Raw genomic sequence first — 14,436 nt, forward strand, 5'->3', positions numbered from 1 at the left:
TTACGACACCATTTTTATGGGGATATCACCCTTTGGAGATGAAGAGAAGTCCCACTTCCACGTAGAAGTTGTTTGGGTAATAGGTACCATGTCAATACAGTCAACAGGGCAGGGGTCGACGCATAAATCACACCCGGTACATTCATCAGTTATCACGGTATGCATATGTTTTGCAGCACCTAGGATGGCATCTACCGGGCATGCTTGAATACACTTAGTGCATCCAATACATTCATCTTCGCGGATAAACGCCACTTTTTTTACGTCTTCCTCGCCGTGAGCGGCATCAAGCGGTTTAGGCTCTACGCCCATTAAATCAGCAAGCTTTTTAATAGTGCTTTCACCGCCTGGAGGGCACTTATTTATATCATCACCCTCAGCAATAGCTTCTGCATAAGGTTTACACCCTGGGTATGGGTAACCGCACTGGCCACATTGGGTTTGTGGAAGCACCGCGTCTATTTGCTCTACAAGCGGATCACCTTCTACTTTAAAGCGAATGCTGGCGTAGCCTAAAACAAGGCCGAAAATCAGGGCAAGTGCCCCGATAGCGATAACGGCAAAAATAATAGCAGTAGATATCGTCATTACACTTTCACCAACCCGCTAAAGCCCATGAATGCAAGAGACATGAGACCGGCGGTAATCATCGCAATGGATGCTCCTTTAAAAGCCACTGGTACGTCGGCCGCCGCTAAACGTTCGCGCATGGCTGCAAATAAAACCAACACAAGGGAAAAGCCAACCGCTGCACCGAAACCGTATATAAGACTTTGCATAAAGTTGTGTTGCTCAGTGAGGTTTAGTAATGCGACACCGAGCACGGCACAGTTTGTAGTAATAAGGGGAAGAAAAATGCCTAGCAGTCTATATAAGGTAGGGCTGGTTTTATGCACCACCATTTCTGTAAATTGTACAACCACCGCGATAACCAGGATAAAAGCAAGGGTTCTTAAGTAGCCAATACCTAATGGGGCCAGCAAATAGGTTTCAACTAGATAGCTTGACGCAGAGGCAAGGGTAAGCACAAAAGTGGTTGCCATAGACATACCCATAGCGGTCTCTAATTTGCCTGAAACACCCATAAATGGGCAAAGGCCAAGAAACTTAACCAACACAAAGTTGTTAACCAGTACTGTACCAATCAATAGCAGTAAAAATTCAGTCATGAATATCGCTATTCCTTCGAGGAATTTTGACGGACATCGCCCGTGATTTAAAAAGAAAAACAGATTGCGTCTATTATCCCTTTTTAGAACGGGTTTAACAACTTGATTGAATTAGGGTTATTTAATGTCTAAACGCGCTGTTTTAGGAATTAAAATAGAATGATGAGGGTGAGGCGATTTAAGAGCCAACTAAGTGGCTCCCCTCCCCGACTCGAACGGGGGACCTGCGGATTAACAGTCCGTCGCTCTAACCAACTGAGCTAAGGGGGAATCGACACCTAAGTTGTTTGCTGAAGTTGGCTCCCCCTCCCCGACTCGAACGGGGGACCTGCGGATTAACAGTCCGTCGCTCTAACCAACTGAGCTAAGGGGGACCTGTGCTTCAACGGAGGCGAATATTAAAGACGTACTTAGGAACTGTCAACAATATAAATGAAATATTTGTACTGACTGCGCAAAAAATAGCTTTTTAGGGCTTTTGTGTTTAATTTGTCATCAATGAGACGAAAGTAATGGTTAATTAGTGTGCATTATTAGTCAAACACCGGTGTGATGAGGATGTTTACGTTATACGTTGTCTATAATCTTCTTATTGGTAACGATATCTCTTTAAACCTATTTTCTATAACTAAATAGAATAAAAAATATCTTTCACACTGTTATTATGTACAGTGTTTAATAAATCTGTAACCTGTACCTGAGGACTAAAAGGTTAGTCATCACTTACGTGCTGAGAATTTAAACGAGCACGAAATCCCGCCGAATATGGTCTGGCGTTAGTTATCCACTAAATCTGTGGATAACTATGTTGATAGCTTAGATTTAACGAGTTGCATGGCGAGATCGGGGGTAGAGTGATCTTAGTCTTAAGTCGTAAGTTTAATAACTTTTATCTTTTATAACATAGCGTTAAGTTGTTTTCTTGGATCGTATTTGGTGATCGAATAAGATCTCTTGAACAAAAAGTAGCTTGTGTGTTAATTCAACGAATGCCTAAATGCTATTCAAGGTAATCCACTATATTTCTCAATGTTTTACAATTTTTTAACGCTGATGCTGGTTTTGTTTACGATTACTGACACTATTTAAATAGCGCATAATATGCAAGTGGGTAATTATTTAGTGGCTTCACTGTTTGTATATAAACTGAAACGTAACGGAAACCAAACTGTCATCAAAAAGCGGTGATGTGAGTAAGGGCATATAAAACTGTAAACGTTGATAAAGTACAGTTTTCACTGGGTTTCGAAAAATAACAAGGGTTCATGTACTTTTTTTAAAAGAAGAGGCCTATTCTCAGCCCTCTCACGCAATGTTTTGTTTATCGAATACGCATAGCTAAATACACCTTACTCTTTTACACTAGCGCGCTATAAATAAGGGGATTTTTAGTTTGCCGGAGCTCAAGTGATAAAAAGTAACGCTAAACAACGTACTTCCGACTTATTGGAAGGAGAAATTGGTGCTACGTTAAAGCGTATAACCATTCCAATGATATTGGGGATGGTTATGATGATGAGCTTTGGGCTTATCGATACTTTCTTTGTAAGTTTGTTGGGTACCGACCCACTAGCCGCAATTAGTTTTACCTTTCCTGTTACGTTTACCGTTATAAGCCTGAACATAGGGCTAGGTATTGGTACGTCTGCCATTATAGGTAAACTACAAGGCAGCAAAGCGCTCACCAAGTCACAGCACTATGCCACAGGCTCGATAATGCTGTCTGTTTTATTGGTAGGCGCATTGGCGCTAATTGGTTTTTTTACCATAGAGCCTGTGTTCAAAATGCTCAATGCAACAGAGAACTTGATGCCTTATATCTTTGATTATATGGGGCTTTGGTATTTATCGAGCATTTTTTTGGCAATGCCCATGGTAGGAAACAGCGTGCTGCGCGCGTGTGGTGATACGCGCACGCCTAGTATAGTGATGGCGGCAGGAGGTGGGTTGAATGCATTGCTAGACCCTATTTTTATTTTTGGGCTCGGCCCTGTTCCTGCGATGGGAATAAAAGGGGCCGCATTAGCAACCTTTATTGCATGGATAGTGGGTGCTTTATGGATTCTATACATATTGGCAGTGCGCCGGAAGTTAATGCTGCCTCGACTACTCTCGCTTAGTGAATTGCGCGAAAGTAGCCGCGAGATCCTTAAAATAGGTTTACCTGCCGCTGGGGCAAATATGCTAACTCCGGTTGCCGGCGGAATCATGACTGCGGTAGTCGCAAGCTACGGCGCCGAAGCCGTCGCCGCGTGGGGAGTGGGTAACCGAATGGAGTCCATTGCCAGTATTGTCGTGTTAGCACTGTCTATGACGCTCCCGCCCTTTATTAGTCAAAACGTGGGCGCTGGGCAAGTCAGTCGGGTTAAGGAAGCCTATTCACTGACGTTAAAGTTCGTGCTGATTTGGCAATTTCTTATTTTTCTCGTTATGTGGGGGCTCTCTAGCTGGATTGCGGTAGCGTTTGCAAACGAAGTTGAAGTGAGTGTGCTGATACAACTGTTTTTAATGATAGTGCCGCTTGGATATGGCATGCAGGGTATTATTATCCTCACTAATTCATCGTTAAATGCGATGCACCGTCCTATGACAGCGCTCACATTAAGTGTCATCCGCTTATTTGTTTTCTTCGTACCCATCAGTGTTGCCGGAAGCTTTTTCTTTGAACTTAAGGGATTATTCGCAGGTACGGTCATTGCCAATGTTGCAATGGCATGTGTTTCTTTGTTTGTCTTTAAACGCGCTATCGCTGACTTTGAGAACGATACGTCACCTGTCAGTGAGCAATAACGCAGTGTGACAGTGAAATGCAAAGCGTAGTGCAAAGTCAGTTCAGTAGACTTGCACAATCAATTGAATGCTAGGTTAGTCAATAAGCTATATAAAAGGTTATATAAATGAGTAGAGGGTTTGAGCTTCATTCGAAATACAAGCCAGCGGGCGACCAGCCTAAGGCGATAGAAGCTTTAGTGGACGGTTTAGAAAGCGGGTTGGCGGGTCAAACACTCTTGGGGGTGACGGGGTCGGGTAAAACCTTCACCATGGCGAATGTTATTAAAGAAGTTCAGCGCCCCACGCTTATTCTTGCGCACAACAAAACCCTGGCAGCACAGCTATATGGAGAAATGAAGGAATTCTTTCCTAATAATGCGGTAGAGTACTTTGTTTCTTACTATGACTATTACCAGCCCGAAGCTTATGTACCAAGTACAGATACCTTTATAGAGAAAGACGCGTCTATTAATGACCACATTGAACAAATGCGACTATCGGCCACCAAAGCGCTGATGGAGCGCAGAGACGTTGTTATTGTGGCAAGTGTGTCTGCCATTTATGGTTTGGGCGACCCTGAATCTTACATGAAAATGTTGTTGCACCTACGTCAGGGCGACACCATGGACCAGCGTGATATCTTACGTCGCCTTGCAGAGTTACAGTACAAACGCAACGATTTAGCCTTTGAGCGAGGCACGTTTCGAGTTCGAGGCGATGTGATAGATATCTTCCCCGCTGACTCAGAGAAGCAAGCGGTAAGGGTGGAATTGTTTGACGACGAAATTGATAAGATTAGTTTATTCGACCCTTTAACTGGGGCGGTAGATAAGTCAGTGATCCGCGCCACCGTTTTTCCGAAAACTCACTACGTAACACCACGAGAAAAAATATTAAATGCCATTGAGCATATTAAGGATGAACTCGGAGGGCGCAAAAAGCAGCTTCAAGAGGCAAATAAACTTATTGAAGAGCAGCGCATTTCTCAGCGAACTCAGTTCGATATCGAGATGATGATGGAACTAGGCTACTGCTCGGGCATAGAAAACTATTCTCGTTATCTTTCTGGCCGCGCTCCGGGCGAGCCGCCACCTACATTATTGGACTATTTTCCGGCTGATGGTTTGATGTTTATCGACGAGTCTCACGTTACGGTTTCTCAAGTCGGTGCTATGTATCGAGGTGACCGGTCGAGAAAAGAAACGCTAGTGGAGTTTGGGTTTCGACTGCCGTCTGCCCTAGATAATAGGCCGTTAAAGTTTGAAGAGTTTGAGCAAATTTGCCCTCAAACGATTTATGTGTCGGCGACACCGGGTGATTACGAACTAAGGAAAACAGAGGGCGAGATTGTCGAGCAGGTCGTGCGCCCAACAGGTTTACTCGACCCCATTATTGAAGTTCGCCCCGTTGCTACGCAAGTTGACGATGTACTGTCTGAAATTAAAAAACGTGTTGAGCTAGATGAACGGGTACTCATCACTACGCTCACTAAGCGCATGGCCGAAGATTTAAGTGAATATTTAAATGAACACGGCGTTAAAGTGCGTTATCTGCACTCGGATATAGATACCGTTGAACGTATCGAGATCATTCGCGATTTACGCTTAGGTAAATTCGATGTGTTGGTGGGGATTAACCTGTTGCGTGAAGGTTTGGACATGCCCGAGGTATCATTGGTTGCTATTTTAGATGCAGACAAAGAAGGCTTTTTGCGTGCAGAGCGCTCGCTTATTCAAACCATAGGTCGTGCCGCGCGACACATAAACGGTCGTGCCATACTGTATGCAGACACGATTACCAAGTCGATGAAAAAAGCGATGGACGAAACCGAACGTCGTCGTGAAAAGCAAATGGCTCACAACGAAGCAAATAACATTACCCCCATGCGACTTAATAAACCTATTACCGATATCATGGATTTAGGGGAAAGTGCGCATCCTGCATCAGGTAAGGTAAGGCTTAGAAAAGTTGAAGAGAAGAAGAGTAAACAAAAAGCAGCGAGTGCGACTGAGTTGATGGATCAAATTACCGAACTTGAAAAGCAAATGTTCGAATATGCCCGCGAGTTAGAGTTTGAAAAGGCTGCATCGCTACGCGACGATATTGAAGCACTACGCAAGCAAGTTGTCGCGCTCTCCTAAACGCTTAAAATAATAGTATCGCCCTGTATGTGGGCTATCCGTATATAAACGGATAACCCACATCAGCACTACCTTTTACCCTGTATTAAATTCAGTTTTTCCCTAAGGTAAATGCCTAACAAACAAAATATTTTCGGTAGCATAATAATCAGCTTTTTTAATAAAATTGAGACGAAAAGCCGCAAAATGTCGTTGTAATAACACAATTAGTTTCATATAGTTCTAAATTGAGTATCGATAACTATACCTATAAACAGGTGCTAATATGCTTAATCGTCTTCAGGAGTCAGATATAAAGCTACTTCGTGTATTTTACGCTGTAGCGAGCTGCAACGGATTTACTGCGGCAGAACCCGTGTTGCGCATGCAACGCCCTAATATCAGTGCAGCGATCAAGAAACTGGAAGAGCGTCTAGATTTGGTGCTATGTCATCGCGGTCGTGGTGGCTTTCAGATGACAAAGAAGGTGAAGTCGTTTTTCAGGAAACAAAACGCATCTTCAATGCCTTCGATAACTTTGTATTCAATCTCAAGTCGCTTCACGATGATTATTCTGGCCATATAACGCTTGTGTTAATGGCAGGTCTTCCGCTATCAATGCACCTTGCTGTAAGTAAAGCAGTGAAAAGCACCATGAAGAAGTTTGATGATATTCACGTCAATATCCAAACCCGTCTCTATAATGAAGTTGAACATGTGGCGTTGTCTGGTGAATGTCACCTTGTGGTTTCAACGTATGACATGGTTAAACCCGAATCAGTGACCTTCCACCCAATAGGTATTGAAACTGAAGGGCGCCTTTACTGTGCACCGACCCATCCACTGGCGAAATATCGTGATACAGACTTGCCAGAAGGGGTAAAAATAGGCGATTACCCAGCGATTGGTATTGCCGGGCTCTCTTCGGCTAACTATATTGAAGACGAAACTCGATTATCGATACAAACATTTTCTGACTCTTTCGATGCGGCCATGTCCGCAATCATGACAGGGGAATATATCGGGTTGTTACCTGATTATATGGCAAAAGAGCAGGGCGCTGCGTTAGGACTAGTGCCTATTGCTAAAGGAAGTTTGTTTAATTTCAGCCACGAATTGTTTGTAATGAATGGCAAAAACACGCGATTAAACCCAGTGCTTCGCTACTGCATTAAAGAGTTAAGTTACTTTATCTCTGAGAGCCAAAAGTAAATTTCAGCTTGCCTATCTAGAGGTAAGGTTGTGGGTGATAACACCTCTCATTCGACGCTTTGCTCACGTGGGTGAGTGCGCTAGCAATAAGAGGTGTTTTTTGTTCTAAGTGACTACTAGTTATTCGTATTCAAGCGGGTCGGTTGCACCGTTATCTTTAAAGGCTTCTAAGCGCTCTTCACAGGCACCACACTTCCCACAGGCTTTTTCTCTGCCGTTGTAGCACGTCCACGTTTGCCCGTAATCAAGTCCCATTGACAACCCGTCAGTCAAAATGGCGGTTTTACTGTCTTTGATATAGGGGGTCATAATAGTCACTGGGGTATAGTTCGCAATGCCGCATACGTCATTCATTTTGTGCACGAACTCGGGGCGACAGTCAGGGTAAATAGCATGATCGCCAGAGTGGGCGCCGTAATAGACCTCGTTGGCATCAAGACTGACGGCGTAACCAACAGCAAGAGAAAGCAATATCATATTGCGATTAGGGACAACTGTTTGCTTCATGCTTGGTTCTTCGTAATGCCCTTCGGGCACGTCGATGTCTGACGTTAGCGCAGAGCCACCAATTAAGGTGTTGATTGCACTTATATCCACAATTTTATGGGGTACACCGAGAGCCGTACACACAGCGGCCGCGTAATCGAGCTCTTTTTTATGGCGCTGGCCATAATCAAAACTAAGGGCGTGAACTTTTTTTCCGGCTCTTAATGCTTTGTGCAATACTGTGAAGGAGTCCATGCCTCCTGAATAGATAACAACAACGTTTTCTGACATAGTTTTCGAAGATTTAAGAAATTATGCCCGAATTTTATGTGATCCTTGGTAAAATCCCAACATACAATCGTTAAAGGGTGTCAAATTGTCTGTAATGTCCACATTAAACATCAATGAGATGTTTGAAACTATCCAAGGAGAGGGTGCTCACACAGGTGTTCCTTCTATTTTTGTTCGCTTACAAGGTTGCCCCGTAGGTTGCCCCTGGTGTGATACAAAACACACGTGGGAAATAAAGCCGGATTTAAGCGTTACGCCAGAAGCGGTAATTACCAAAGGGCAAGAATCGGAAACCTATTTCATTTCTAATGAAAGTGATTTGCTGACACAGTTCGGCCATGAAGGGTATGTTGCTAAGCATGTGGTTATCACCGGCGGTGAACCTTGTATGTACGACTTGCGTCCACTGACTACCCTATTGCACGATAAGGGCTATACCACGCAGATAGAAACCAGCGGGACCTTTGAGATACTTTGCGACGAGCGTACTTATGTCACAGTTTCGCCAAAAATTAATATGAAAGGGGGCTATGATGTATTGATTAGCGCCCTTGAGAGAGCGAATGAAATTAAGCACCCCATTGCCATGCAAAAGCATATCGACGAGCTTGATGCACTGTTGGCTAATGTGTCTTCATTAAAAGGGAAACAGGTCTGTTTACAACCTATTAGCCAACAAAAGCGGGCAACAGAGCTAGCCGTTCGTACTTGTATTGAGCGTAACTGGCGGCTATCTTTACAAACACACAAATACATCGGTATTGAATAAATGTTTCTTAGAAAACCTAACGCAAGGCGCAGCTTCAACGTGTTTAAGCAGGCAACTACCGTTGCATTTGCGTTATGTTCTTTGTTGATGGTGTCATCTGCACAGGGAGCCTTGTGGACTATTACTTATCCGCGGCCTATCGACGATTCAGATGCGCGCGCCCAATACCCTATAGCGTTACTGAAACTCGCACTTGATAAAACCGGAGTGAACTACGAACTTCGCCCGTCAGATCGTATATTACTTACGGGTAAAGCTATGCGTCAACTTCGCGAGAATAGAGAAGTAAACGTTGTTTGGAGCATGACTGACAGCCAACGTGAAAAAGAACTTACGCCAATTAGAATACCTATTGCCAAAGGCCTTATCGGCTTGCGTGTTTTCGTTATAAACGAAAACAAGAAGCCAAAATTTACAGATGTGTTGTCCCTTGCGGATATGCGTAAGTTGACTCCTATTCAAGGTGAAGAATGGCCCGACACGAAAATTCTGCAAGCGAATGGTTTTAATGTATTCACGGTTCCTGAATTTCGTGAGGCCTACGATATGATAAAGCAGGGCAAAGGAGACTTTTTTCCACGTTCCGTAATGGAAGTGACTGCTGAACTCGATGCTGAAGGGCGAAGTCGAAGTAACCTTCATCTTGAGCCCACCATGGCGTTGTATTATCCCACTGCGATGTACTACTTTGTTAGTTCGAGTAATAAAACTTTGGCTAATTTGATAGAAACAGGGCTGAATAGAGCGATAGACGACGGGTCTTTTGACGAGCTATTCAATTCAACCTACTCGTCAATTCTAGCGTCGTTAAATGTGAAGGACAGAAAAATCTTCACTTTAGAAAACCCTTTACTGCCACTGGAAACGCCGCTGACAAACTCGTCACTGTGGTATAGACCGAATCAGGTAAAAAATCAGTAAATAAAAAACGCGGCAACTGCCGCGTTTTTTTATGAAGATGTTTACCGCTTAGGAGCGTTATGATTCGCCCGCGTGAACGTCTTTCATTGAGCGACCAGAAGGGTCTGCATTGTTCTTGAAGCTTTCGTCCCACTCAAGGGCTTCTGCGGTACTACACGCAATAGACTTACCACCTGGCACACAACGCGCTGCGCTTTCTTGAGGGAAGTACCCTTCGAAGATAGTGCGGTAGTAGTAACCTTCCTTCGTGTCTGGCGTATTAACAGGGAACCTGAATTCGGCCGTTGCTAGCTGTTGGTCTGTTACTTCGTTTTCCACGAAATCGCGAATTGAGTCAATCCACGAGTAGCCTACACCGTCACCAAACTGTTCTTTTTGACGCCACAATACTTCCGCCGGAAGTGTCTCGCCGTTATCAAATGCTTTACGCAAGATCCACTTCTCCATTTTGCCGTCAAGACACATCTTGTCTTGTGGGTTTAGGCGCATGGCGACGTCAATGAAGTTCTTATCTAAGAAAGGAACGCGCGCTTCTACACCCCAGGCTGAGGTCGCTTTGTTAGCACGAGCACAGTCGAACATGTGGAGGCGATCTAGCTTACGTACGGTTTCTTCGTGGAACTCTTTTGCGTTCGGTGCTTTGTGGAAATACAGGTAGCCGCCAAAGATTTCATCTGAGCCTTCCCCAGATAGTACCATTTTGATACCCATCGCTTTAATCTTACGGGTCATTAGATACATAGGAGTAGCTGCACGAATCGTTGTCGTATCGTAGGTTTCTAGATGGAAGATAACATCGCGGATGGCATCTAAACCTTCTTGAATGGTGAAATGGATTTCATGGTGAACGGTACCAATCATATCCGCCACTTTCTTCGCCGCTTTTAAATCTGGCGCACCTTCAAGACCCACCGCAAAGCTGTGTAAACGAGGCCACCACGCATCAGTTTTGTCTTCATCTTCTACACGCTTTGCTACGTACTGTGCAGCAACAGCGGATACCAGAGATGAATCTAAGCCGCCAGACAATAGTACAGCGTACGGCACGTCAGACATCATATGAGACTTCACCGCTTTTTCAAACGCTACACGTAGTTCGTCTAAATCGCTGGTGTTGTCTTTTACGTTGTCGTATTCCATCCAGTCGCGCTTGTAATACTTAGTGATTTTACCTTCTTTGCTCCACAGATAGTGGCCAGGAGGGAATTCGCTAATCGTTTTACACACGCCTGCTAGCGCCTTCATTTCAGATGATACGTAGAAGTTGCCGTGCTCATCGTAACCGGTATAGAGCGGAATAATTCCGATATGGTCGCGGGCAATCAGGTAGGCATCTTGCTCTTCGTCGTAAAGAATGAAGGCGAACATACCTTCTAGTTCGTCAATGAAATCCACGCCTTTTTGCTGGAAAAGAGGAAGAATAACTTCACAATCTGAACGGGTTTTAAACGGATAAGGCTCATCTAAGTCAGCAGCAAGTTGCTTGTGGTTATAAATCTCGCCGTTAACCGCAAGGATTTGCTTATCGTTTTGGCTGATAAGAGGCTGCGCACCTGTATCTACGTCGACAATCGCCAATCTTTCGTGACAAAGAATGGTATTGTCATTATTCCAGATACCCGACCAGTCAGGGCCACGGTGGCGCAAAAGTTTAGATAAATCGAGGGCTTGGGTTCTGAGTTCAGACACATCGGTTTTGATATCAAGGATACCGAAAATACCACACATATAACGGATTCTCTCTGTTCACTTGTTGAAAAAAATAATTGAAGTTTTTTCTGTCGGTACTCGCGTACGAGGAGTGAGCGAAGGATTGTTTTTATTCTTTTTTCGCGTGCCTTGAATGTGCCAGTCTGACAGGAAATTGCAAGTACAATATGATGAGAAAATGGAAATTCTTATTACTTTTATCTCAAAACCGACTTTTATTAACATTTTTATCCTAATACAGCGGAAAAATGTAAAAGAGATAGATTAAATAATTGTGTCGTCACCAGTGTTTTTTTAACGAATGAAAGCCCTATTCCCCTGCGAGTTTTGAGCGCATAATTCTGCCGTTTTTAATCTCATTGGTTTGGGTATGCACATTTCTAACGACCGAATGTCGGCTTTTATTATTCCTGACTTCGATATGCCTGCAGAGCAATTTGCATCATTGGGCTCGCAATATCGAGATGCGGTTCAAATTGATGTATTTGGCGGGGAGGCGTGGCTTTTTGACTATGGGGTGATTGTGTTTTGGGGCGTAGATGAAGATGAAAAACTCGCGCTTCTGCACAGACTTAAACTAAATGATGCAGTGCTAGGTGGCGAGCATCAAGAGCACCTAAGATTTGCCATTGAAGGTGATACGCTAAAGCTACAGCGGGATACGATTGTATTACCCAGTAACGACGATTTGCTCAGGCTTTCTATCAGTCATGCGCTGGCCCAGTCTGTAAAGCTCGATGAATATGAAGAAAAGGCGCAAGAAACTATTGCGTCCTATGCGCATTTACCTAAAGCCTTAGCTGAAACGGGTAAAATAAAGTTAAGTAGAAGGGCATTAGCGAAAATTCGTGGTCACTTGTTTAGTACCAAAAGTGATATCTTTTTACACTACGGCTTGTTAGATACCCCTGAGTTTTTCTGGGAGTACCCAGATTACGAGTTCGCCTATACAATGACATCCCGTTATCTGGATATCCGGCCTCGTGTAGAATTGTTATCTAATAAGTTAGACGTTATTCACGAATTATTTGAAATGCTAGCCGATGACTTGAATCACAAACACTCATCATTCTTAGAGTGGATAATTATAATTTTGATCGCGTTTGAAATTGCCACGTTTGGTGCTGAGGAGCTTAAAGCCATACTGATGTGATATCAGGGCAGGATAAAGCCGAACGAATGAAAAGGGCCTCATCTGAGGCCCTATTTAGCGAGCGTTAGGCATTGATAAACCTTCCGCTCTAATCAAAGGTTTAGTTTTGACGCTGAAACTCGCTCGCTTCGTTCCACTTTGGCCATGCGTCTGCATTCGCTACATTAACACCTACGTCAAACAACATCTGTGTATCTTGAACGATACCGCTTAAATCCCAGTCATCGCGATATTGGTCACATACCTGATGATAGCAACCGGTAACGATAACGTTCATGCGCTTTCTGTATTTGGCGGTTTCTTCATCGGCCGGTTCATTGCCGCCTTCTGCGTAAAGTGCGGGTACACCCTGCTTGGCAAAGCTAAAGTGATCAGAGCGATAGTAATAACCCGCTTCAGGTCGGTCTTCTTGCGTTAACGTGCGGCCTTGTTTCGCAGCAGCGTCTTGAAGGTAATCTTCCATTTCAGATTTACCCATACCCACAACCGCGACGTTTTTAGTCTTACCGAGTACATTCATGGCATCCATATTGATGTTTGCTACGGTATTTTCAATCGGAATGACAGGGTTACTTGCGTAGAACTTACTACCCAACAGGCCTTGCTCTTCTGCTGTTACTACCAAAAATGAAACAGAGCGCTTTGGCGCTGGTGAAAGTGCTGAGTAAGCCTTAGCCATAGCTAGCATAGCGGCAGTACCGGTGGCATTATCGTGCGCGCCGTTATAAATCTGATCGCCTTCCTTGCTTCCATCTTTACCTAAGTGATCCCAGTGCGCGGTATAAATGATGTGCTCATCAGGAAATTCAGCGCCGGGTAGGGTAGCAATAACGTTATTACTTTCCGATTTTTTGAAGGTGTTTTTTACCGTTACCGATGCTTTGAGGTCCATCGCTTTGTTGTAAGGCCCTTTCATCGCGTTGGCTTTTTCGGTATCGAAATCAAAGGCCTGCATCTGCGAACACTTTTTTCGCCGCATCTAGCGTCAGCCAGCCTTCAACGGCAACGCGGCTTGCACCTTTATCCGCACTGACTAAGCCATATTGTGGGCCGCTCCAGCTGTTTGCGACGACCGACCAGCCGTAAGAGGCCGGTGCCGTTTCATGAACAATAATGGCGCCAGCCGCACCTTGACGGCTTGCTTCCTCATACTTGTAGCTCCAGCGACCGTAATAGGTCATGGTGGTGCCTTGGAATTTGCCGCTGTCCGGATTTTCAAAGCCTGGGTCATTAATTAGCATAACCACAGTTTTGCCTTTAACGTCTAATCCTTCGTAATCGTTCCAGTCGTACTCTGGCGCATTAACGCCATAGCCTACAAAAACGAGCTCGGACTCTTCTAGCGACACAGCCGCTTGCTCACGCTTAGACGAGGCAACCATGTCCTCTTTATAGACAAAGTTATTGTCGCCAATCGTCATGGTCATGTCTGGAGAGGCGGTAATTTCCATTAGTGCCACTTTTTGTAAAAAGCTGTCTCCGTTGCCTGGTTTAAGCCCGGCTTTAGTAAACTCACTGACTAAATAGTCGATGGTTTTCTCTTCGCCTTCGGTGGTGGGTAAGCGGCCTTCGAATTCATCTGAAGAAAGTATTTTTAGCGGTTCGCGTATATCGCTATCTGAAATGCTGTTATAAACACTGTCGAAGTTAGAGGCTGCTGATAGCGCTTTTTCAGCCGTTGGGTTTTGTGACGCGCTGTCGTTTGAAGGAGTGCATGCACTTACACCTAAAAGGGTAGGTACAAGCAATGGCAAAAACATTTTTTTCATTGTTAGTCTCTGTTTGCTCTACAATACCGTCCCAGTATAGAGAAAACCCCAAAGCGAACCAATA

The 14,436-nt window shown here is 44.3% G+C and carries 9 protein-coding genes, 2 tRNA genes and 2 pseudogenes; 6 read left to right on the top strand and 7 right to left on the bottom strand.

Annotated elements, in window-relative coordinates; genetic code table 11:
- From rsxB to ACX5J7_RS06475, 4 genes are all read right to left on the bottom strand, one after another.
- Positions 1 to 588: an electron transport complex subunit RsxB gene (rsxB, locus tag ACX5J7_RS06460; protein ID WP_498706513.1), complete on the bottom strand. Its 588-nt coding sequence runs from the start codon at positions 586 to 588 to the stop codon at positions 1 to 3.
- Positions 588 to 1,169 carry an electron transport complex subunit RsxA gene (gene rsxA, locus ACX5J7_RS06465; protein ID WP_012517816.1) on the bottom strand — a complete coding sequence of 194 codons (582 nt, stop codon included), beginning with the start codon at positions 1,167 to 1,169 and terminating at the stop codon, positions 588 to 590. The genes rsxB and rsxA overlap by 1 nt, the downstream gene beginning before the upstream one ends.
- 194 nt (positions 1,170 to 1,363) lie before the next feature.
- Positions 1,364 to 1,439, bottom strand: a tRNA-Asn gene (locus tag ACX5J7_RS06470).
- Between the two features lie 27 nt (positions 1,440 to 1,466).
- A tRNA-Asn gene (locus ACX5J7_RS06475) sits at positions 1,467 to 1,543 on the bottom strand.
- 1,033 nt (positions 1,544 to 2,576) lie between these two features.
- Between ACX5J7_RS06475 and ACX5J7_RS06480 the strand changes: the two genes are divergently transcribed.
- The 3 genes and pseudogenes from ACX5J7_RS06480 to ACX5J7_RS06490 all read left to right on the top strand — a co-directional run bounded on the left by ACX5J7_RS06480 (position 2,577) and on the right by ACX5J7_RS06490 (position 7,273).
- Entirely contained in the window at positions 2,577 to 3,959 is a 1,383-nt protein-coding gene (locus ACX5J7_RS06480) for an MATE family efflux transporter (RefSeq protein WP_012517817.1), read from the top strand.
- 107 nt (positions 3,960 to 4,066) lie between these two features.
- A complete protein-coding gene (uvrB, locus tag ACX5J7_RS06485; RefSeq protein WP_012517818.1) occupies positions 4,067 to 6,082 on the top strand; it encodes an excinuclease ABC subunit UvrB in 2,016 nt (671 codons plus the stop codon).
- A 265-nt stretch (positions 6,083 to 6,347) separates the two neighbouring features.
- Positions 6,348 to 7,273 (top strand): annotated as a pseudogene (locus tag ACX5J7_RS06490) (LysR family transcriptional regulator).
- Positions 7,274 to 7,393: 120 nt separating this feature from the next.
- Here ACX5J7_RS06490 and queC read toward each other — a convergent pair.
- The gene (gene queC, locus ACX5J7_RS06495) at positions 7,394 to 8,050 is read right to left on the bottom strand and encodes a 7-cyano-7-deazaguanine synthase QueC (protein WP_020745594.1); all 657 of its coding nucleotides are present in this window, start codon (positions 8,048 to 8,050) and stop codon (positions 7,394 to 7,396) included.
- Between the two features lie 94 nt (positions 8,051 to 8,144).
- Between queC and queE the strand changes: the two genes are divergently transcribed.
- Positions 8,145 to 8,819, top strand: coding sequence for a 7-carboxy-7-deazaguanine synthase QueE (queE, locus tag ACX5J7_RS06500; protein WP_012517821.1), 675 nt, complete (start codon positions 8,145 to 8,147; stop codon positions 8,817 to 8,819).
- Positions 8,820 to 9,740, top strand: coding sequence for a type 2 periplasmic-binding domain-containing protein (locus ACX5J7_RS06505; protein ID WP_024015964.1), 921 nt, complete (start codon positions 8,820 to 8,822; stop codon positions 9,738 to 9,740).
- A 57-nt stretch (positions 9,741 to 9,797) separates the two neighbouring features.
- On the opposite strand, the gene asnB is transcribed toward ACX5J7_RS06505, so the two are convergent.
- On the bottom strand, positions 9,798 to 11,468 hold the full coding sequence (asnB, locus tag ACX5J7_RS06510; RefSeq protein WP_012517823.1) for an asparagine synthase B: 1,671 nt from the start codon (positions 11,466 to 11,468) through the stop codon (positions 9,798 to 9,800).
- Positions 11,469 to 11,820: 352 nt separating this feature from the next.
- On the opposite strand from asnB, the gene ACX5J7_RS06515 reads away from it, so the two are divergent.
- The gene (locus tag ACX5J7_RS06515; protein ID WP_278385783.1) at positions 11,821 to 12,603 is read left to right on the top strand and encodes an RMD1 family protein; all 783 of its coding nucleotides are present in this window, start codon (positions 11,821 to 11,823) and stop codon (positions 12,601 to 12,603) included.
- Between the two features lie 100 nt (positions 12,604 to 12,703).
- On the opposite strand, the pseudogene ACX5J7_RS06520 reads toward ACX5J7_RS06515, so the two are convergent.
- Positions 12,704 to 14,372, bottom strand: a pseudogene (locus ACX5J7_RS06520) (M28 family metallopeptidase).
- Between the last annotated feature and the right edge of the window lie 64 nt (positions 14,373 to 14,436).

The sequence above is a fragment of the Alteromonas infernus genome (assembly GCF_902705815.1).

What these genes read in the sequence shown, in the direction of transcription:
- queC (WP_020745594.1), bottom strand. Translation starts at nt 8,050, where the DNA reads ATGTCAGAAAACGTTGTTGTTATCTATTCAGGAGGCATGGACTCCTTC.
- uvrB (WP_012517818.1), top strand. Translation starts at nt 4,067, where the DNA reads ATGAGTAGAGGGTTTGAGCTTCATTCGAAATACAAGCCAGCGGGCGAC.
- queE (WP_012517821.1), top strand. Translation starts at nt 8,145, where the DNA reads ATGTCCACATTAAACATCAATGAGATGTTTGAAACTATCCAAGGAGAG.
- ACX5J7_RS06505 (WP_024015964.1), top strand. Translation starts at nt 8,820, where the DNA reads ATGTTTCTTAGAAAACCTAACGCAAGGCGCAGCTTCAACGTGTTTAAG.
- rsxB (WP_498706513.1), bottom strand. Translation starts at nt 588, where the DNA reads ATGACGATATCTACTGCTATTATTTTTGCCGTTATCGCTATCGGGGCA.
- asnB (WP_012517823.1), bottom strand. Translation starts at nt 11,468, where the DNA reads ATGTGTGGTATTTTCGGTATCCTTGATATCAAAACCGATGTGTCTGAA.
- rsxA (WP_012517816.1), bottom strand. Translation starts at nt 1,169, where the DNA reads ATGACTGAATTTTTACTGCTATTGATTGGTACAGTACTGGTTAACAAC.
- ACX5J7_RS06515 (WP_278385783.1), top strand. Translation starts at nt 11,821, where the DNA reads ATGCACATTTCTAACGACCGAATGTCGGCTTTTATTATTCCTGACTTC.